The organism is Haloterrigena salifodinae (assembly GCF_003977755.1).
Taxonomy (GTDB): domain Archaea; phylum Halobacteriota; class Halobacteria; order Halobacteriales; family Natrialbaceae; genus Haloterrigena; species Haloterrigena salifodinae.
Window position 1 is genome coordinate 791,862 of the sequence record NZ_RQWN01000001.1, and the last position, 18,257, is coordinate 810,118.

The following is an 18,257-nucleotide window of genomic DNA, read 5'->3' on the forward strand; positions in this document are numbered from 1 at the left end:
ATAACTGAAACCCATCATAATAAAGCTCCGGCCACCAAACTTATCGCTGACACATAACTCAAAAAATATATTTGGCTTGTTCGGAAACTACCTCAGAACCACACTCAAAGCCCTAACTCGTATACTCAGCATCCAAACATACTGAAAGTGAGTCTATTATTCTCGGCTCTGGGGATAGAATGAAAGGATGTGCGCGGGGAGCAACGAGAGGATTTCAACTCGGGTGGATTCCGTCGCAAACGGTGGCTCGCCGAATAGAGGTGTGTTATCTGATAGGAACGGCTGATATGTAACGGACGGCGGTTACTTCAGCATCGCGCCCGCCGGATGGGTCGCACAGACGGTCGGCTCGTAGCCCGCGTCGGAGAGCCCCGTGCCGAACGCGAAGACGGTTTCGCCGAGCATCGCCATCGAGGCCTGGCCGTCGACCTCCGTGACGTCGCCGATCGTTCGCGCGACCTGCTCGGTCAACAGCTCCGCTTCGCGGGCGAACAGCCGCGAGGCGTACATAAAGGAGAGTAGCGTCGGCTCCTCGACGACCCGTGACAGCGCCTGCTTGCCGGCCGCCGAGAGCCGGTCGGTCTCGCCCGAGAGGACGTCGGCCGTCGAGAGTTCCCCGAACGTCACGTACTCGACGCGCGCCCGTGCGGGAATCGCGTCCAGCTTGTTCACCTGCGGCCCGCCCGGTTCGAGTCGAATCGGGACGCCGCCGCGGGCCTGGGCGACCACGTCACCCAGCCCGGTCCCGGCCTGCACTTCCGCCCCGTGGGCGATCGTCACGAGTTCGTTCCAGGAGAGGTCGCGTTCGAACACGCGGTTGGCCGCCAGCGCCGTCCCCAGCGCCATCGCCCCCGAGACGCCGAAGCCCGCACCCAGCGGCAGGTCCGACTCGGCCTCGACGCGGGCCGTAACCGCGAGCGTCTCGAGGACGGTCTCGACGGCGTCGATCTCGAGCGTCGTCCCGTCGAGGACGATCGTCGATGCCGCCTCGTCGGTCGGTTCGACCGTTACCTCGACGCCGTCCGTAAGCGTCACTCCCGCGCCGCGAGAGCCCGCCTCGGTCGGATCGTCGTCTGGGTGAGCGCTGAAAAAGCCCGTGATATGCCCCGGTACGAACGCCATCGCCTCCTCGCGCATTGCCCCCCGATTACGACTCGGACGACATAACGTTGTAGATTCGGTCATTTCCGCGGCCCCACTCGGATCCGGTACCGCGGTCACTCGACGGCGGACCCTCGTCGCACCGCTCGCGCGTTCGCCGTCGAACTGCCCCTCCACACGGCGGTTGCCCGTTCTCGAGAGCGAACCGTCCCGCCATCGCGTGGCGTCTCGAACTCGAACGCGTCGAGTAGCGGGGCACTCTAATACACTAACTGCGACATTTTATGTTTCATCCTAGAAGTTAGAATTAAATATGTAATCTAAAAATGTACTGAATGGGTTATGACGGATACCACCACTCTGGAACGATCGGAATCGACCGATGATCGGACCGCTACGAGTCGACGAACGCTGCTGCAGGCGGCCGGAACGACGGTCGTCGGCGGCGCCGGACTGGCCGCCGTGTCCGGTTCGGCGTCGGCACAGGTCCTCGGTCCCGACGTCATCGGAATCGACGACGGCCTGCTCGGTTGGAGCGCCGACGGCAGCCTCCCGGTCACGGACGAACTGCTCGTGTTCATCCACGGCTGGTTCGGCGACACCACCGTCTCGAGTCAGGCCTCGAGCGTCGAGAGTTCCCTCGTGTCGGGCGGCTATTCGCCCAACGAGACGGTCGCTATCGAGTGGCCCGCGACCAACTTCAACTACATCGGTGCGGAAGCCGACACGGAGAACGTCGGCGAGGTTATGGCCGGCCTCATCGAGGAGTTCTACGATAGCGGCGGCGGCAACGTTCGACTGGTCGGCCACTCGCTGGGCGGTCGCTGCGTCCTCTGGACCGCGACCAAACTTAGTAGCGGCTACCAGATCGAGACCGTCGCCCCGCTGGGCGCGGCCGCCGCCGGATCGGAAGTCTGCGGCAGTCCGTGGAACGCCGGTCTGGACAATACCTGCGAGGTCCGCAACTACCACTCGAACAACGACTCGACGGTCGGCAGCGCCTACGGCGGCTTCGGTGATACGGCCCTCGGGACCGAGGGAGCCGGCTGCGATCCCGCCCCGAACTACACGGACGTCGACGTCACCGCCAGCGTCGGCAGCCACCTCTCATATCTGGGCGACTCGATGGTCGGTAACGACCTCGCCGACGCTATCAACAGCGGTTCCTGTGACAGCAATACCGGCGGCGACGACGACGGAGACGACGGTTGGGGCTGGTTCTAACGTCCGATAGCGCCCGCCGTGAACCGCGACTCCGAGCGCCCGCCTCGATTTTTCGCGACGTTCCGTCGTTCCCGTCTCGGTAGCACACTCGTTTACGATTCGATAGCGATGCGACTACCGGGGTACGTAGCCGCATACGGCGAGAAATGCCGGCGATGGCGCGTGAACACCGTTGACTCGCCTGCTCGTCCAACGAGCCCCCGCTCGACAGTGGCGCCGTCGCCGTACGGCGACAGGCGTTGCCGGTCCTGCGAGACTCCTCTTCGCTCACGGGTCATCGCTCCTCGTTCGCTACTCGAGGCCTCCCTTCGGTCAGCCTCGCACCGCTCGTCTCGCTGGCTCTCAGGTCTGTCGCCTATGGCGACAGACGCTGACGATCTCGAGGAAACGCACTCGCGCTACGCGCTCGTGGTTTCCACGCGCTCTCAACGTCTTCGTCTACGGGCTCAGACGTTGACGATCTCGCGGGAACAGCGAGAGACTCACTCCGTTCGTCTCTCTGGCACCCACTCGACAGTTGCGCCGTCGCCTTACGGCGATAGGCGCTGCCGGTCTCGAGGAAACGCACTCGCGCTATGCGCTCGTGGTTTCCACGCGCTCTCAACGTCTTCGCCTACGGGCTCAGACGTTGACGATCTCGCGGGAACAGCACAGCTTCTCGGATGTTGTCCAGTCCGAGGAGCGTCATGATCAGGCGCTCGCCGCCGAGGCCGAAGCCGGCGTGGGGCGGCATGCCGTACTTGAACATCTTCGTGTAGTACTCGAACTGGTCGGGGTCGAGTCCCTGCTGTTCGAAGCCTTCGATGAGCTTCTCGTGGCGGTGCTCGCGCTGACCGCCCGAAACCAATTCCATGCGCGGGTGCATCAGGTCGAAGCCGGTCGACAGTTCGGCGTCGTCGTCGTGGTCCTTGATGTAGAACGGCTTGATCTCGCTGGGCCAGTCGGTGATGAAGTAGTGGCCGCCGACGTCCTGTCCGAGGGCCTCCTCGGCCGGCGTCGAGAGGTCGTCGCCCCAGACGAGCTGCTCGTCGAGTTCGCCCGTTGCGTTGATGCGCTCGATGGCCTCCTCGTAGCTGATGCGCGGGAAGTCGCCCTCGGGGACTTCGAACTCGTCCGCGATGCCGATCGCCTCGAGTTCGTCGCCGAAGTTCTCCTGGACCGCCTCGTAGGCCGACTTGACGACGCCTTCGGCGACGTCCATGGCGTCCTGGTGGTCGCAGAACGCGCCCTCGAAGTCGATCGAGGTCGCCTCGTTGAGGTGTCGCGGCGTGTTGTGCTCTTCGGCGCGGAAGATCGGCCCGATCTCGAAGACGCGTTCGACGTTCGAGCCCGCGATGAGCTGCTTGAACAGCTGCGGGGACTGGTTCATGAAGGCCTCCTCGCCGAAGTAAGTGATCGGGAAGAGCTCGGTACCGCCCTCGGTCCCGGTGGCGACGATCTTCGGCGTGTTGATCTCCGTACAGTCGAACTCGCGGAATTGATCGCGAACCGCGTTCAGGACGCCCGAGCGGATCTCGAAGACGGACTGGACGTCCTCCTTCCGGAGGTCGAGCGTCCGGTTGTCGAGTCGCGTCGAGAGGTCGGCGTCGACCTTCCCCGACGGGTCCAGCGGCAGTTCGGGGTCCGCGGGCGCGACGACCTCGACCGATTCGGGCGTGACCTCGACGCCTGTCGGCGCGCGCGGCTCTTCTTCGACGGCGCCGGAGACTTTGACGACGCTCTCGCGGGAGGCGTCGAGTCCCGTCTCGACCAGGTCGTCATCCATCTCGTCCTTCTCGAACTTGATCTGGATCTTGCCCGACGTGTCGCGGAGAATCAGGAAGGCGATCCCGCCGAGGTCGCGGATCTCGTGGACCCAGCCGGCGACGGTGACGTCGTCGCCCGGCTCGGCGTCAGCAGTGTAGGTTCGGTCCTGCATACACCTCGATTCCGGTCGCCGCAACTTAAGCGCAATCGTTCGCGGCCGTTCGATTCGTGCGACGCTTACGCTCGTCCGTTCGCTCGAAGACGGGCCGTCGACACCGCTCGAAGTGCGACCGAGCGGTCCCGGCCGCCCTCGAGTCGTGCGGTTGCAGTCGCACGCACCACGGCGAATTTTTACGATCCGCCCCGACCGTCCGGTATGGACGACCTCGAGTCACTCGCCGCGGATATACAGAGCGCAGACACCGTCGTCGCGTTCACCGGCGCGGGTATCTCCGCACCCTCGGGCGTGCCGACGTTCCGGGGCGACGACGGCGTCTGGGAGAAGTTCGACGAAGGGCAGTTCACCTACGGTCGGTTCCGGAGCGATCCGGCGGGGTTCTGGACTGATCGCGTCGACCTGCAGCGGGAACTGTTTGCCGAAGAGTACCAACCGAACACGGCCCACGACGCGCTGGCCGCGATGGGACGGGACGGCCACCTCGAGGCGATCCTCACGCAGAACACCGACGGATTACACGCGAAGGCCGCCGACGAGAATGCCGCGGGCCCGAGCGAGAACGACGACGAAAGCAGCGGCGGTCGAACGGACGAAGCCGCTGAAGCGGACGCCGAGACCGCAGCGGACAACACGACGCTCCTCGAGTTACACGGTAACGCCCGGCGCGTCCGCTGTACGGACTGCGGTCGGCGACGGGACGCCGATCCGATCTTCGACCGGGCCGCGAACGGCGAGTTGCCCCCGACCTGCGACTGCGGCGGCGTCTTCAAACCCGACGTCGTCCTCTTCGGCGAACAGCTACCGGGCGCGGTCATCCAGCGCGCCCGGTCGCTGGCCCGCGAGAGTGACGTCTTCCTCGCCATCGGCTCCTCGCTGGTCGTCGAGCCGGCCGCGTCGCTGCCCCGTCAGGCGGCGTCTACGGGGGCTACCGTCGGCATCGTCAACCTCGAGTCGACGCCGGTCGACGACGCGGCCGACCTGATCCGTCGCGAGGACGTGACCGAGGTACTGCCGCGGCTCCGGGAACTCCTCGAGACGCCGTAATGCCGGTTTCGAGCCGCTAGAAACGGCGGGGAAGCGGAGAGTGACAGTAACAACTCGGGAGCGAGCGGTTCCCGAGTCGGCGTTTTAGACCGACTGACCGAACGTCCCGACGAGGTCCCGGACGAGGAACGCCTCGCAGATGGCCGGTGTCGTCGGCCGTCCGACGGAGTCGCTCGAGTCGATCGAGTGACCCGTTTCGACGAAGTGTTCGAGCGCCGCTTTCGAGCGCTCGTCGTCAAGGGCGTCGGTCTCGGTCCCAGGATCCGCGAACCAGTCGCACTCGAGGCAGTACTTCATCGCGAACGCTGTCGCTGCGGGTCGTGTTCCGGATCGATCCTCACCTCGCCGTCGCTGTCGACGGTCACCTGTTTCCCGTCGTAAGCGAAGGTCACGCGGCCGTCGCGGGCGCTCTCAGCGTGCGTCGGTTCGAAGAGCGCGTCCAACGCCGCGGGGTCGACGCTCCGGAACAGCGGCGGCGACAGGTCCATCGGGTCGACGCCGTCGTGGGCGGCGACTTCGCGGACGACCCTGATCGACAGCGCTTCGCCGCTGGAAGGGGAGGGAGACTGGGCTGTCATCATCAGTATAAGGCCGCTGCAGCGGATAAGAATGACGGGCACGTTCCTTGTGAGACACCAGCAGCAAAGATTCGTTCTGGCCGGTCGCCACGCAACAAACTCGCGCTCGAATCGCTCACTCCGATCCGGTCTTCGAGTCGAACTCCTCCGTTCCGAACTGGTCGAACGGCTGGTAGTCGTTCGACCGCAGAATCTCCACCTCGTAGATCTCGAGTCCCAGGGCATCCAACTCTTCGACGGCGGTTTCGTCCTTCGAGGCGTCCGTCGCGACAACCTCGACGTGGAGGTTTCTGGTCCCGGTCAGCAGTTCGCGAACGTTGACGACAGTCGGGAGCTCGAGTGCGAGTCGCGGTACTCGGCGGCGACGCGTTCGTCAGGCGTTCTGGGCCGCCTCGACCGTATCGCGGACGGCCTCGACCCCTTCCTCGTGAGCGAGGTCGCCGACGACGATCACGTCGGCGTGCCGGGCCATCGTCGCGGCCGAGTCGTAATCGTGGATGCCGCCACCGTAGAACAGCGTCGTCTCGTCGGTCGCTTCGCCGGCCGCTTCGACGATCTCCTCGTCACCGAACGTCCCGGAGTACTCGAGGTAGACGATCTCCTGGCCGAACATCCGTTCGGCGACCTCGGCGTAGGCGGCGACGTCGTCCGGCCCGAGGTCGCAGTCGGCTTCGGTGTACTCCGCGACGTCGGCTTCCGGGTTCATCACGATGTAGGCTTCCGTCCAGGTCCGATCCCAGTCCATGTCGCCGTCGGTTCGCACCCACTCCTTGTGGGCGCCCGTGATCCAGAACGGCGAGCCGGCGTTGAACACCGTCGGGATGAGATACCCCTCGAGCGCCCGGTTGTCGATGACGACGTCGGGGCTCGAAGGTTCCTGATAGAGCGGCACGTCGTGTTCGGCGCAGGCGTCGACGACGGCTTCCATGTTCTCCTCTGTGATTCCCATGGTGCCGCCGACCTCGATGGCGTCGGTGCCGGTCGCACAGAGGTCTCCGTAGGTGACGCCCTCGGGGAGCTCCTTGTCCGGGTCGATCTTGAGAATATGGTTCCAGTCGTCCCAGGGGCAGGCAGTCATACCGCGTCGTTTCCGGAGAACCGGCAAAAACGCTACGAAACGGCCGCTGGTGGAAAACGCCCTCGGGCGTCATTCTCGAGGCCCGTTCACGACGACCGATCGGCGACGCGTTCGGAGACCGTAAGCAGGTCCCGAAGAGCCGTCAGCGTCTCGTCGACCGCGGCCTCGTCGATCGCCGTCGCGTCGCCGTCGAGCGCGTCGTCGTCCTCGCTCGAGTCGAAATCGATCACCGGTACTAGCAGCCGGAGTACGAGCGCGTCGCCGTCGGTCAGCAAATCCGTCGCCGGCGGGATCGCGGTCGCGTAGCGGGCGGCGAACGCCCGGAGATGCACCGCGGCGCCGGGAATGCGGAGGTCGACGGTGCCGTCCGTCAGCGCATGAACGAGTCGGTGGTCGTCGGCCAGCGGCGGGGCGTCGATCGCGACTGCTGTGTCGTCGTCAGCGACCGTATCGGCGTCCTCGTTCTCGGCTTCGAGATCGAACGCCGGATCGCGCTCCCTCACCAGCGCGCGGTACTCTGCGACGAACGACGGCGGTCCATCAGCGCTCGCGCTCCGACGGCCGCGATCGATTGCCGCCTGAACCAGGGCAGTCCGGTACTCGTCCCGGTCGCCATCGCGCGCCGCGAACCGATCCCGGAACGACTCGAGCGAAATCGTCGCGTCCGCCGGTAGCTCGGTATCGGTCGTCCCGGTCTCGAGGGCGCTCTTCGGCGCGATCGATACTAGCCGACAGTCGTCCCAGTCACCCTCGAGCGAGCGGTCCCGTCGTGTCCGAATCGACTCGAGCGCGTCCACGTCAGTATCGACGGCAGGTCCAGTTCCGATCGTCAGGACGAGACGAACCCGCTCGTCCGCGGTCTCGAGCCCGACCTCGAGTGCGGACCACCGACGCGTGGCATCGAACTCGGCGCTCTCGGGCCCGCCGAGCGAATCACTCGCCTCGAGGATCGTCGTGGATTCGGTCTCGAGACCGATCGACTCGAGCAGCCACGCTCGAACCGACGCCGCGTGCGTCAGTTCCTCGAGGACGACCAGCGCGACGTCTCGGGCCGCGACTGTCTCGAAGCGAATGAGGTCCATAGACATCTCTCGTCTCGGTGCTGACGGGCTGTCGACAAGAGCGTTCGCCTCTCGAAGCGACGGATGAGTCGGTGCGAATACGAACTCGCGGGTCGCAGTCGATCGTAACGGGAGTTCCGCGCTCGGTCTCCGGATCGCTGTGAACGGCGAATGCGGTACCTATTTGATGATGTAGATTCGGTGATATTTCCGATGAATCTCCCCGACGGGTGGACGACCGGAATCGCCTCGTCGAACGGCGTCGAGCTCCAGTACTACCGAACCGGGACCGGGCCACCGATCGTTCTCGCTCACGGGTTCAACGACACCGGCCGCCGCTGGGTCCCACTGGCGGAGGACCTCGCTGAGGACTACGAGGTGGTCGCGTACGACGCACGCGGACACGGTCGCTCCGCCGCGCCGGAGACGGGATACCGTCTCACCGATCGGGTCGCCGATCTCTGCGGTCTGGTGACCGCGCTCGACCTCGAGAATCCCGTCCTGATGGGACACTCCATGGGCGGCGGAACGGTCGCGTGGACGGCGGCGAGACGTCCAGCCCTCGTGAAGGAGGTGGTCCTCGTCGATCCGGACTGTTTCCACCGACTTCCGGAGGCGGACCCGGACGAACTGTTCGAGCAATCGCGAACCGCGCTAAAACGAAGCTCCGACCTGACCGTCGAAGAGATCGTCGAGGAGGAGTATTCCGACCTGGATCCGACGCACGCCCGCCGCCTCGCGACCGGCCATCTCGAATCCGATCCGGCGATCGCGGAACTCGCGCGTCACGGCTATCCGTCACCGCTCGTCGACGTGCTTCCGGACGTTTCCTGTCGGTCTCTCGTGTTGCGGTCCGATGCCGACATCGAGCAGCGGGTCGCCGACCTGAACGCGGCTGACTCGCTTCCATCCGGACGATTGATCCACATCCCGAACGCCGGTCACTACGTGTTTCGTGACGCGTACGACGCCGCATACACGGAACTCCGGACGTTCCTCCGGCGAGCCTGATGTCCCTGCAACCTCACGCGAGGAGCGGCCGTACAACGGCGAACGACCGGTATCAGGTCTCGTGTGACTCGTGTGATTGCCGGCTCAGACGTACTCGAACCACTCGTCGTACTCGTCGGTCTCCCGTTCGACGACCTCGAAGAACCGCTGTTGAATCTCCTCGGTGACGGGGCCGCGCGAGCCGTCGCCGATGACGACGTTGTCGACCTTCCGGATGGGCGTGACCTCGGCTGCGGAGCCGGTGAAGAACAGTTCGTCGGCCGTGTTGAGTTCGCCCCGCGAGATCGAGGCGCCGTCGTGGACCGTATAGCCCAGATCCTCGGCGATCTCGATCACGGTGTCGCGGGTGATGCCGTCGAGGATGGACTCGGAGAGGCCGGGCGTGTGGAGCTCGCCGTCGCGCACCAGGAAGATGTTCTCGCCGGGGCCTTCGGCGACGTTGCCCTCCTTGTTGAGGACGATCGCCTCGGCGTAGCCGTTTCGGCGGGCCTCCTCGCCGGCGAGCATGCTGTTGACGTACAGGCCCGTCGTCTTCGCGTTCGTCGGGATCTGGCTCGAGGCGTGTTTCCGCCACGAGGAGATCATGACCTCGATGCCCTCTTCGAGGGCTTCCTCGCCGAGGTACGCGCCCCACGGCCAGACCGCGATCGCGGTCTCGGTGGGACAGTCCTTGGGACTGACGCCCAGCGAGTTGTAGCCGTAGAAGGAGATCGGACGAATGTAACAGGACTCGAGGTCCTGGCGCTGGATGAGCTCCTTCGTCGCCTCGGTGAGTTCTTCCTTCGTGTAGTCGATATCCATGTCGTAGGGCTTGGCCGACTGGAAGAGTCGCTCGAGGTGTTCCTCCCAACGGAAGATCGCGGGGCCCTCCGCGGTGTCGTAACACCGTGCGCCCTCGAAGACGCCGCTGCCGTAGTGCAGTCCGTGCGTGAGGACGTGGACCTGCGCCTCGTCCCAGTCGACGAACTCGCCGTCCATCCAGATCGTATCGACGTCCATCTCGTCGAATCCCATGATCGAGAGTGTTACAAGCCACCGTACTAAGTGTTCGCGGTTTCGGGTTCGAAAACCGCGCCGGGCGGCGTTCCTCGCCGTCGAATCTCCCTCGGACGGCGGCCGTGGTGACGAACGACTGCGGATATCGGATGCAGACGTCGGACCTGGCAGATGATTGTCCCGCTCTGCGGATGGCCAGCGCCTGTCTCGAGACGAGGTCGGAGACCAAACGCAGGTAACCGAGCCGACCGCGCCTACTCGGAATCGACTGAGTTCTCGAGCAGGCCGTCGACGAGCCGCGTAAATCGATCGACCAATCGGTCCGGCACCGTCGGCGAGATCTCCGAGAGCAGCGGCGCGGTTTGACCGGGTCGGGACAGCGAGAGCGTGACGCGATTGCGTTCTCCATACTCCTTCTCGACGATATCGCACTCGACCAGGTTATCGAGGTGGTACTCGAGGGTGCTTCGGGCGATGTCGAGTTCGTCCGCGACCGCGGCCGGTCGGCACGAGCCGTGCTCGATCAAGAAGAGGACGATCTCGCGGGTCGTCTCGCGGCGGAACAGCGCCAGCGCGGCGCGTTCCCACTCGTCGTACTGCGGGGGGTAGTAGTGGGTCTGTCCGTAGAGTTCCTCGCGGACGAGTTCGTCGGCGGCGATCAGTCGACGGACGTGATACTGGATCTGTCCCGGCGCGTACGTCGACTCCCGGACGAGTTCGTTGAAGTGGATTCCGACGTTGGCCCGAACGTGTGCCCTGATCTGTCGTCGTGTCTCGCTCATTGTGAGGTGGTCGTCGTGATCGATGCCCCGCTACGGGGCTGGTACCACCGACTAGCGACCACGTCCGGATAACGGGTTCCGCTCGTTCCCGGCAGGTGAGAACGGGTCAGACGACCCGTCTTGATGAGACGATCGGCTGAGTACGAAACTGGCGTACACGCAAACGAGGGCTCGAGACGGCCGTCTTCGACTGCTTCGACGAAAAACGGACGATCGCTGTGGGACGACAAACCGTTAACAACCGAAGCGCATAGGTAGCTTTCCCACCCAGATAGCGTATCGCGGATGGAACACACGAGTCCCCTCGACATCCCGTGGCTGGATCCGCAACTGGCGCCGGTGTTGCTGGCCGTGATCGTCCTCGCCGCCGTCGGGACGACGATCCTCTTTTGCTGCGGGCTCGTCGCGTACTCGAGACGGCGCTCGCCCCGGTACCTACTGATTACGGCCGTGCTCGGACTGCTCGTGGTGCGGTCCGTCGTCGGCCTCGGCACCGTGTTCGGCGTGGTCCCGATGACGGTCCACCACCTCGTCGAACACGGGTTCGACTTCGCGATCGCCGTGCTCGTCCTCTATGCGGTCTACCGAAGCGGACCGATAACGGACGCCGAGACGAACCGCGAACCGCCCTCGAGGTCCGACGACTAGCCTCGAACGACGGCCGAAAATACCGTTTTCTAGAGTGAGGGATTTGCCCGTTCCGATCGTGCTCTCCGAACGGTTACCGACCGAATCGACGCGTTCGACGTGACGCCGCGTTATTCGTCCTCGAACTCGAGTGCCACCGAGTTGATGCAGTAGCGCTTGCCGGTGGGATCGGGGCCGTCCTCGAAGACGTGGCCGAGGTGGCCGCCGCAGTTGGCACACAGGACCTCGGTGCGGCGCATCCCGTGACTGTTGTCCTGCCGTGTCTCGATGCGGTCGTCGTCGACGTCGTAGAAACTGGGCCAGCCGCAGCCGGACTCGAACTTCGTGTCGTCGTCGAACAGTTCGGCGCCGCAGCCGGTGCAGGCGTACGTCCCGTCCGCTTTGTGATCGACGTACTCGCCGCTAAAGGGCGGTTCGGTGCCGGCCTCGCGCAGGATTCGGTACTCCTCCTCGCTCAGCCGGTCGCGCCACTCGGCATCGCTGTCCGGAAGGTCGCCCTCGGCGTCGTCGCGGGACTGATCGCTCGTATTGCGTTCCATGGAGGAGCCTAGGGGGGAGACGCCCAAGAGTCTGTGCGTTCCGACGGGGGTCTCGAATCGCGGTCGACGCTACCGACTCGTGATGACGTCGGTGCTCTCGCAGTCGGGACACTGTGTCATCCGTCCCAGTTTCGGGACGTCAATGCGACGCCACGCGTCGTCGCCGCCGGGCGCTTCGAACCCGCACTTGCGACACCGGGACAGGCCGAGGGTAGTCGAGTTACTCGCCATGGCCCATACTATGTGACACGGTCGCATAGATGTTATTCACGACGATCCTGACAGTCAGTCATCGAAACGGGAGCGAAACGGTGGCGCCGATCGGTTTCCCACTTGATTCGGTCCGTCGAGCACGATAGGGTTCAACGCGGGGTGGCGTTCGGTAGCCGGTCGAGTAGGCAGTCGATCGTTCGGCCACCGCCCGACGCGGTTCGGCAGGGAATAGAATTAGTCGGAGCGAGACGGTTCCAGGTCGATGCGACTCTGCCCGTAGTCGGTCGCTGGATCCGACGAGCGCTCGGTCAATCCGTCGCCCGACCCCCCGTCGACGGCCGTCGGCGCCTCCGGGTCCTCGAGGAGCGACTCGAGACGGTCGAAGACGTCGATCGTTCGATCGCCGTCACGACAGGGCGCGACGTGGAGGAGTTCGTCGCCGTCGAACTCCGCGACCGCGATCGTCGGCAGCCGCCATACGTCGTGGGATTCGCCCGTGATCGACGACTCGATGCGCGTGTTTCGGAAGAACGGCTCGAGCCGGCGCCCCGTGCGAGCGGCCCAGTTCTCGAAGGCTTCGAGTCGGCGTTCGATCCGACAGAGTTGGGGAATACGCATCGCTCGCTCGGGTCGATTGATCTCGACTTCCTTTCCCCAGACGCTCACGTCCACCGACTCGATCGGCGCCTGCGACTCGAGGTCGGAGAGCCGCTCGAGGGCACGCTCCTGCGTCGGGCCGGCGCTCGTGGGGGCGAACGACCGGATCCACAGTTCGACTGACGTCGGTGTTGTTGTTGGGTGCGACACGTATCTGAGCCGTCCACAGATGTGCACAAAAGCGTTGTCTAAACCATCATTTGAGGTGAAATAATGGTCGATGGTGGCTGTGACGATTTTCCGCGACGCGGGCCCGCCGGAGAGCGTGCGAACACTGCTGCTCGGTCGCGGTGTTTCACACCGGCGAGTGCCGTCGCCCATTGTCGACCGGCACCGAAACGCACACATTCACGGTCCCCGGTCGCCAACGCTGCACCGATGACCGTTTCGCGAACCGTCGAACTCGAGGGACACATCATCGATTCGGGGACGATGGGCCACTGTTTCGGGGTCGTAATGGATATGGGCGGCGAGTTCGAGGTCGAGGAGTTCGAAGTCGGCCGCCACAAGCACGCGGAGACCTACTGCCGGATGCGAGTGATGTCCGAGACCGAGGAGGATCTGCGGGCGATCCTCCACGAACTCAACCAGCAGGGCGCGACCGTCGCCGATCCGCGCGACGCGACGCTCGAGGCGGCGCCGGAGGACGGCGTCGTCCCCGTCGACTTCTACTCGACGACCAACCACCCGACGTTCGTCCGCGTCGACGGCGAGTGGGTCGAGGTCGAGGACGTCGAGATGGACTGTACCCTCGTGGTAGAGAAAGGCGAAGACGACGAGCGTCCGCGCGTCTACACGAAGGTCCTGAACGCAGTCGAGGAAGGCGACCTTGTCGTCACCGGCGAAACCGGGATCCGCGTCGAACCGCCGGAACGCCCCCGCAACGGCAGCGGTTCGTTCGGCTTCATGCAGGGCGGCGTCTCGAGCGAGCGACCCTCGGCGTCGCTGATCGAGGAGATCGCCGACGAGATGCGCGAGGTCCGGGAAAACGACGGAAACGTCCTCGTCGTCTGCGGCCCGGCGATCGTTCACTCCGGCGGCCGGGACGCGCTCGCGGAGCTCGTCCGCGGGGGCTACATCGACGCGCTTTCGGCCGGCAACGGCTTCGCCGTCCACGACTTAGAGCGCGACCTCTACGGCACCTCGCTGGGCGTCGACACCGAGAGCCTCGAGCACCCGCGAAAGGGACACAAACACCACATCTACACGATCAGCGAGATCGCCCGCCTCGGCGGGATCGAGGAGGCCGTCGACGAGGGCGTCGTCGACGACGGCGTGATGTACGAGTGCGTGCGCAACGACGTCCCCTACGTCCTCGCGGGCTCGATCCGCGATGACGGTCCGCTTCCGGACACGGTCACCGATTCGATCGAGGCCCAGAACGCGATCCGCGAGCAGGCCCAGGAGGCCGACATCGTGCTCATGCTCGCGACGCTGCTTCACTCGGTCGCCGTCGGCAACTGCCTCCCCTCGACGACCAAGACCGTCTGCGTCGACATCAACCCTGCAACCGTCACCCAACTTCTCGACCGAGGCAGCGCGCAGGCCATCGGCATGGTCACCGATATCGGGACGTTCATCCCGATGCTCGCCGAGGAACTGCTCGAGTAACTCGCATCCGGTCGAACGCTATCCTCGTTTTCTGCCCGGCGGACTCGAGCGATAGCCGGCGATGGCGAGGCTGACGATACTGGCACCCAGCCACACGTATCAGGCGTCGACGGTGCTTCCCAGTCTATCGCCGCTGCTGGCTCGGTTACATCCGGAGACGAATCCAAAGTCGATCGCGCTTCGGGGAGGATCAGTCCCTTCTTAGCCCGAGTTCATATGGCTATCAAGCACGAACTACTACCTGATGGATGCCGGGAAGACACTCGTCGACGCCGCCCTCGAGACGCTCCCCATTACCGTCGTGGTCATCGACGAGAACGGAGAGATTCTGTTGACCAACGACTCCTGGCGGGCGTTCGGTTCCGACGATCACCAGACGGACCACGTCGGCGCCAACTACATCGTGACGGCGAAGGCGGACGTCGATACCGACGAATACGCCAGACGCGCGGTCGAGGGTCTCGAGGCGATCATCGACGGCGAGCGAGAGACGTTCACGATGGAGTACCCCTGTCACTCGCCCGAGCGAAAGCAGTGGTTCCTGATGTGGGCGAAGCGATTCCACGTTGGCGGGGAGCTCCGCGTCTCGGTGGTCCACCTCGATATCACCGAGCGCAAACTGGCCGAGATCACCGTCGAGGAGACCGCCGCGGAACTCCGCGAGGAACACCGGGCGCTCGAGCACGTCCTCGAGCGCGTCGACGGCCTGCTCCGTGACGTCACCGACGCCGCCGTCGGCGCGACGACCCGCGAGGAGATCGAACGCTCGGTCTGTTCGCGTCTCGCCGACACCGACCCGTACGTGCTCGCCTGGATCGGTCGCGTCGATGTCACCAACCGCCGCCTCTCGCCGCGCGAGTGGGCCAGCGCGGGCGACGTCCCTCTCGAGGACGAGACGCTCGTCCTCGCGTCGGACGAAAGCCACCCCGCCGTTCGGGCGCTCGCGGAGGGAGAGGCGAAGGTGGTTCAGGACCTCGATTCGTTCGACGACGCGAGGCGGTGGTGGCCGACGGGCGCCGGAGACCGGTTTCAGTCGGTCGCCGCGTTGCCGCTTCGCTACGGCGACGTCACGTACGGGGTACTCGTGGTGTTCGCCGACGAACCGGCGGCGTTCTCGGAGCGCGAACTGCTCGTCCTCGACTCGCTCGCCGGGGCGATCTCGACCGCGATGAACGCGATCGAGGCGCGACAGATGCTCGCGACCGGCGCCGTCGTCGAACTCGAGCTGTCGATCGCGGACCCCGACCTGTTCGTCGCGGCGTTAGCGACGGAACTCGAGGCGGCGGTCACCTTCCGGGGACTGACCGACGAGGAGGGGACGCCGATCGCGTTCTTCCACGCCGACCGCGCCGTCGACGGCGCCCCGGACGCGGCGGCGATCGACGGCGTCACCGACGTTCGAATCCTGTCGACGTACGACGGCGGGACCCTCCTCGAGGCTGCCGTCGACGACGGGATCGTGCGGACGATCTCCGAACACGGAGGGACGGTTCGACGGTTCGAGACCAGGGGGGACGCATCGCAGGCCGATCGGAGTGCCGTCGGCGACGCAAGCGTCGAACTCACCGTCGACCTCCCGAACGGACAGGCCGCACGCTCGGTCTACGACCTCTTGGACCGGTGGTACGACGCGGTCGAGTTGATCAGCTACCACGAGACCGATCGCCCCAGGCGAACGCCGGGAGACGTGATGGGGCGGCTGGAGTCGTCGTTGACCGATCGCCAGCAAACGGCGCTACGGAAGGCCTACTACGCCGATTACTTCGAGTGGCCCCGCAACGTCTCCGGCGAGGAACTCGCCGAGTCGATGGGCATCACCCGCTCGACGTTCCACCAGCACCTCCGGACCGCACAGCGGAAGCTGCTGGACGAACTGTTCGATAGCGCGGAGCTTCGTTCTGCGGACCATGCGAGCGGGCTTCGAGGCGGTGAAACCGCCTCGAACGAGACGAGCGCGGAGTAACATCCGCGAGCAGTCGAAGGGGCAAGGCCCGTGAGAGGGCGTCGCCGTCTCGTGGCCCGCGAGCAGACGATGACCCCACTAGGTAGGGGTAGCTATTTTATACGCAACTGTCGTATCAGTTACATCCCACCGCGGGGAGGGCCACGAACAGAGCATGCAGCAGAAACACATCGACGCCGGCAAGACGATCCAGCAGCGCACGGGGAAGACGTTCTACCTGGCGACGAAGTTCCTCCCGGAACGGGTTCGCCACGCGACGCACGTCCTCTACGGGTTCTTCCGGATCGCCGACGAGGTGGTCGACGACGCGGAGGGCGTTCCGCCCGACAGGCAGCGCGCCGAACTCGAGTCGCTCCGAGCGCAGGCCCTCGGTGAAACCGAGCCCGAGGGACCCGTCCTCGAGGCGTTCGAGGAGCTCCGGCGGGAGTACGACATCGCCGACGACGAAATTAACTCGTTCGTCGACGCGATGCAGTCGGACATCGAGACCGACCGGTACGAGACCTACGACGACCTCGAGTCGTACATGCGTGGCTCGGCGGCCGCCGTCGGCGTGATGATGACGGCGATCATGGATCCCGACGAGCGCGAGGTCGCGCTCCCCCACGCCGTCAAACTCGGCGAGGCGTTCCAGATGACGAACTTCCTGCGGGACGTCCGCGAGGACGTCGTCGAGCGCGATCGGATCTACCTGCCACAGGAGACGCTCCGCTCGTACGGCGTTTCGGACGCCCAGATCGAACGCCTCGAGTACTCCGATTCCTTCGCGGCCGCGATGACGGCGGAGCTCAAACGAACTGAGGAACTCTACCGCGAGGGCGTCGCCGGCATCCGCTATCTCCCCGAGGACTGCCAACTGCCCGTTCTGCTGGCGGCCGTCCTCTACGCGGAACACCACACCGTGATCCGATCCCAGGAGTACGATGTCTTGTCCCGCGAGCCGTCGCTCTCCACGACGCGAAAGCTTCGGTGTCTCGCGAAGACGCGCTGGCACTGGCACTGGAGCCGCGATCCGGATGCCGTCTTCCGGCGGGTCTCGGCCGTTCCCGATCGCGACCGCGACCGCCACGAGGCCGGACACGGCGGTCGCGTCCCGACGCAGTGACACCGAACTCGGCGACCGCTTTTCAATTCCCTCGATATAATGGATTTCCCGTTGTTATCCGTCAGGGCGTAGGTCGCCGTGTATGTCCACTACCGGTTCACACGACCCCGTCGACATCGACCGAGAGAACGCGCGCCGGGCCGCGGTCGGTCTCGGCATCTGGCTGATGCTCACGATGGCCGCGGTGCTGCTGTTGCTCCTGTTCGGAAGTTCCATCACCAGCCTGCTCGTCTGACCCGCGCCAGCGCGAACGGCCACGGACGGCGCTCACTCCGAGACGTCCCTCGCGTTCAGCGCCTCGGCTTCGGCGACGACGAACCGCGCTAACCGCCGTTTGGTGTGAGCGTCGACGAGGTGGTCCTCGAGGCACCCGTCAGCCTCGAGTTCGGTGCGACAGAGCGGACACTCGACCGGTACTATGGTCGCCATACGACCAGTAGCGGCCGGGTGAGCAAAAACCTCGAGCAAGCATGGCTCGCCCGAACATTCGCCGCGGTCGTCGGTAGCCAACACCCAGTGGCGGGACGCTGATTCAGATCGCCGTCGACTGTGACGGGACGACCTCGGGCGGACGGACGGCAGTCGTCGCCCGTACCAGCTGCGGCGCGATTCTCGACGCCGAGGCGCGGGGACGGATCGTCCGCGTCGCTCGGCACCGAAGACGAGTGCGCTTGCGGCGCGTCGACGTTCCGCCGACTTCGGGACGTCTCACGTCGGCGGAT

At 65.2% G+C, this 18,257-nt stretch carries 20 protein-coding genes; 8 read left to right on the forward strand and 12 right to left on the reverse strand.

All coding sequences use genetic code 11. The features are described from left to right. Positions 1-303: 303 nt before the first annotated feature. Positions 304-1,137 (reverse strand): pantoate kinase, encoded by an 834-nt coding sequence (locus EH209_RS04045; protein WP_126661654.1) that lies wholly within the window; start codon positions 1,135-1,137, stop codon positions 304-306. Positions 1,138-1,443: 306 nt separating this feature from the next. On the opposite strand from EH209_RS04045, the gene EH209_RS04050 reads away from it, so the two are divergent. Then, positions 1,444-2,325: a lipase/acyltransferase domain-containing protein gene (locus EH209_RS04050; RefSeq protein WP_126661655.1), complete on the forward strand. Its 882-nt coding sequence runs from the start codon at positions 1,444-1,446 to the stop codon at positions 2,323-2,325. Between the two features lie 613 nt (positions 2,326-2,938). Here EH209_RS04050 and aspS read toward each other — a convergent pair. Then, positions 2,939-4,243 (reverse strand): aspartate--tRNA(Asn) ligase, encoded by a 1,305-nt coding sequence (gene aspS, locus EH209_RS04055; protein ID WP_126661656.1) that lies wholly within the window; start codon positions 4,241-4,243, stop codon positions 2,939-2,941. Between the two features lie 204 nt (positions 4,244-4,447). On the opposite strand from aspS, the gene EH209_RS04060 reads away from it, so the two are divergent. After that, complete coding sequence (locus EH209_RS04060; RefSeq protein WP_126661657.1) at positions 4,448-5,293, forward strand: SIR2 family NAD-dependent protein deacylase; 846 nt, start codon at positions 4,448-4,450, stop codon at positions 5,291-5,293. Between the two features lie 84 nt (positions 5,294-5,377). Here EH209_RS04060 and EH209_RS04065 read toward each other — a convergent pair whose 3' ends face one another. From EH209_RS04065 to EH209_RS04080, 4 genes are all read right to left on the reverse strand, one after another. Next, a complete protein-coding gene (locus EH209_RS04065) occupies positions 5,378-5,590 on the reverse strand; it encodes a hypothetical protein (protein WP_126661658.1) in 213 nt (70 codons plus the stop codon). Beyond that, the gene (locus tag EH209_RS04070; RefSeq protein ID WP_324618167.1) at positions 5,587-5,871 is read right to left on the reverse strand and encodes a HalOD1 output domain-containing protein; all 285 of its coding nucleotides are present in this window, start codon (positions 5,869-5,871) and stop codon (positions 5,587-5,589) included. The genes EH209_RS04065 and EH209_RS04070 overlap by 4 nt, the downstream gene beginning before the upstream one ends. Positions 5,872-6,244: 373 nt before the next feature. Next, positions 6,245-6,949 (reverse strand): phosphoglycerol geranylgeranyltransferase, encoded by a 705-nt coding sequence (locus tag EH209_RS04075; protein ID WP_126661660.1) that lies wholly within the window; start codon positions 6,947-6,949, stop codon positions 6,245-6,247. An 86-nt stretch (positions 6,950-7,035) separates the two neighbouring features. Further along, positions 7,036-8,031: a hypothetical protein gene (locus tag EH209_RS04080; RefSeq protein WP_249038745.1), complete on the reverse strand. Its 996-nt coding sequence runs from the start codon at positions 8,029-8,031 to the stop codon at positions 7,036-7,038. Between the two features lie 192 nt (positions 8,032-8,223). On the opposite strand from EH209_RS04080, the gene EH209_RS04085 reads away from it, so the two are divergent. Then, entirely contained in the window at positions 8,224-9,021 is a 798-nt protein-coding gene (locus EH209_RS04085) for an alpha/beta fold hydrolase (RefSeq protein ID WP_126661662.1), read from the forward strand. 84 nt (positions 9,022-9,105) lie between these two features. On the opposite strand, the gene EH209_RS04090 is transcribed toward EH209_RS04085, so the two are convergent. Together EH209_RS04090 and EH209_RS04095 are read right to left on the reverse strand one after the other, a co-directional pair. Further along, positions 9,106-10,035, reverse strand: a complete 930-nt coding sequence (locus EH209_RS04090) for a branched-chain amino acid transaminase (RefSeq protein ID WP_008894414.1) — start codon at positions 10,033-10,035, stop codon at positions 9,106-9,108. 236 nt (positions 10,036-10,271) lie between these two features. After that, complete coding sequence (locus EH209_RS04095) at positions 10,272-10,799, reverse strand: winged helix-turn-helix transcriptional regulator (protein ID WP_126661663.1); 528 nt, start codon at positions 10,797-10,799, stop codon at positions 10,272-10,274. 285 nt (positions 10,800-11,084) lie between these two features. On the opposite strand from EH209_RS04095, the gene EH209_RS04100 reads away from it, so the two are divergent. Further along, positions 11,085-11,447, forward strand: a complete 363-nt coding sequence (locus EH209_RS04100; RefSeq protein ID WP_126661664.1) for a DUF7471 family protein — start codon at positions 11,085-11,087, stop codon at positions 11,445-11,447. Positions 11,448-11,557: 110 nt separating this feature from the next. On the opposite strand, the gene msrB is transcribed toward EH209_RS04100, so the two are convergent. The 3 genes from msrB to EH209_RS04110 all read right to left on the reverse strand — a co-directional run bounded on the left by msrB (position 11,558) and on the right by EH209_RS04110 (position 13,006). Beyond that, complete coding sequence (gene msrB, locus EH209_RS04105) at positions 11,558-11,986, reverse strand: peptide-methionine (R)-S-oxide reductase MsrB (protein WP_126661665.1); 429 nt, start codon at positions 11,984-11,986, stop codon at positions 11,558-11,560. A gap of 69 nt (positions 11,987-12,055) precedes the next feature. Further along, complete coding sequence (locus EH209_RS23875; protein WP_164721992.1) at positions 12,056-12,217, reverse strand: hypothetical protein; 162 nt, start codon at positions 12,215-12,217, stop codon at positions 12,056-12,058. 216 nt (positions 12,218-12,433) lie between these two features. Next, positions 12,434-13,006 carry an HTH domain-containing protein gene (locus tag EH209_RS04110; protein WP_126661666.1) on the reverse strand — a complete coding sequence of 191 codons (573 nt, stop codon included), beginning with the start codon at positions 13,004-13,006 and terminating at the stop codon, positions 12,434-12,436. A gap of 228 nt (positions 13,007-13,234) precedes the next feature. On the opposite strand from EH209_RS04110, the gene EH209_RS04115 reads away from it, so the two are divergent. The 4 genes from EH209_RS04115 (at position 13,235) to EH209_RS23880 (ending at position 17,770) form a co-directional block, all read left to right on the forward strand. Further along, a complete protein-coding gene (locus tag EH209_RS04115; RefSeq protein ID WP_126661667.1) occupies positions 13,235-14,467 on the forward strand; it encodes an ornithine cyclodeaminase in 1,233 nt (410 codons plus the stop codon). A 244-nt stretch (positions 14,468-14,711) separates the two neighbouring features. Continuing rightward, on the forward strand, positions 14,712-16,430 hold the full coding sequence (locus EH209_RS04120) for a bacterio-opsin activator domain-containing protein (RefSeq protein WP_126661668.1): 1,719 nt from the start codon (positions 14,712-14,714) through the stop codon (positions 16,428-16,430). 154 nt (positions 16,431-16,584) lie between these two features. Next, on the forward strand, positions 16,585-17,535 hold the full coding sequence (locus EH209_RS04125) for a phytoene/squalene synthase family protein (RefSeq protein ID WP_126661669.1): 951 nt from the start codon (positions 16,585-16,587) through the stop codon (positions 17,533-17,535). 82 nt (positions 17,536-17,617) lie between these two features. After that, positions 17,618-17,770, forward strand: a complete 153-nt coding sequence (locus tag EH209_RS23880; RefSeq protein ID WP_164721993.1) for a hypothetical protein — start codon at positions 17,618-17,620, stop codon at positions 17,768-17,770. Positions 17,771-17,802: 32 nt separating this feature from the next. On the opposite strand, the gene EH209_RS23885 is transcribed toward EH209_RS23880, so the two are convergent. Continuing rightward, a complete protein-coding gene (locus EH209_RS23885; RefSeq protein ID WP_164721994.1) occupies positions 17,803-17,964 on the reverse strand; it encodes a hypothetical protein in 162 nt (53 codons plus the stop codon). Positions 17,965-18,257: the final 293 nt, after the last annotated feature.

Coding starts and splice junctions, on each gene's coding strand:
- EH209_RS04045 (WP_126661654.1), bottom strand. CDS start 1,137: ATGCGCGAGGAGGCGATGGCGTTCGTACCGGGGCATATCACGGGCTTT.
- EH209_RS04050 (WP_126661655.1), top strand. CDS start 1,444: ATGACGGATACCACCACTCTGGAACGATCGGAATCGACCGATGATCGG.
- aspS (WP_126661656.1), bottom strand. CDS start 4,243: ATGCAGGACCGAACCTACACTGCTGACGCCGAGCCGGGCGACGACGTC.
- EH209_RS04060 (WP_126661657.1), top strand. CDS start 4,448: ATGGACGACCTCGAGTCACTCGCCGCGGATATACAGAGCGCAGACACC.
- EH209_RS04065 (WP_126661658.1), bottom strand. CDS start 5,590: ATGAAGTACTGCCTCGAGTGCGACTGGTTCGCGGATCCTGGGACCGAG.
- EH209_RS04070 (WP_324618167.1), bottom strand. CDS start 5,871: ATGACAGCCCAGTCTCCCTCCCCTTCCAGCGGCGAAGCGCTGTCGATC.
- EH209_RS04075 (WP_126661660.1), bottom strand. CDS start 6,949: ATGACTGCCTGCCCCTGGGACGACTGGAACCATATTCTCAAGATCGAC.
- EH209_RS04080 (WP_249038745.1), bottom strand. CDS start 8,031: ATGGACCTCATTCGCTTCGAGACAGTCGCGGCCCGAGACGTCGCGCTG.
- EH209_RS04085 (WP_126661662.1), top strand. CDS start 8,224: ATGAATCTCCCCGACGGGTGGACGACCGGAATCGCCTCGTCGAACGGC.
- EH209_RS04090 (WP_008894414.1), bottom strand. CDS start 10,035: ATGGGATTCGACGAGATGGACGTCGATACGATCTGGATGGACGGCGAG.
- EH209_RS04095 (WP_126661663.1), bottom strand. CDS start 10,799: ATGAGCGAGACACGACGACAGATCAGGGCACACGTTCGGGCCAACGTC.
- EH209_RS04100 (WP_126661664.1), top strand. CDS start 11,085: ATGGAACACACGAGTCCCCTCGACATCCCGTGGCTGGATCCGCAACTG.
- msrB (WP_126661665.1), bottom strand. CDS start 11,986: ATGGAACGCAATACGAGCGATCAGTCCCGCGACGACGCCGAGGGCGAC.
- EH209_RS23875 (WP_164721992.1), bottom strand. CDS start 12,217: ATGGCGAGTAACTCGACTACCCTCGGCCTGTCCCGGTGTCGCAAGTGC.
- EH209_RS04115 (WP_126661667.1), top strand. CDS start 13,235: ATGACCGTTTCGCGAACCGTCGAACTCGAGGGACACATCATCGATTCG.
- EH209_RS04120 (WP_126661668.1), top strand. CDS start 14,712: ATGGATGCCGGGAAGACACTCGTCGACGCCGCCCTCGAGACGCTCCCC.
- EH209_RS04125 (WP_126661669.1), top strand. CDS start 16,585: ATGCAGCAGAAACACATCGACGCCGGCAAGACGATCCAGCAGCGCACG.
- EH209_RS23880 (WP_164721993.1), top strand. CDS start 17,618: ATGTCCACTACCGGTTCACACGACCCCGTCGACATCGACCGAGAGAAC.
- EH209_RS23885 (WP_164721994.1), bottom strand. CDS start 17,964: ATGGCGACCATAGTACCGGTCGAGTGTCCGCTCTGTCGCACCGAACTC.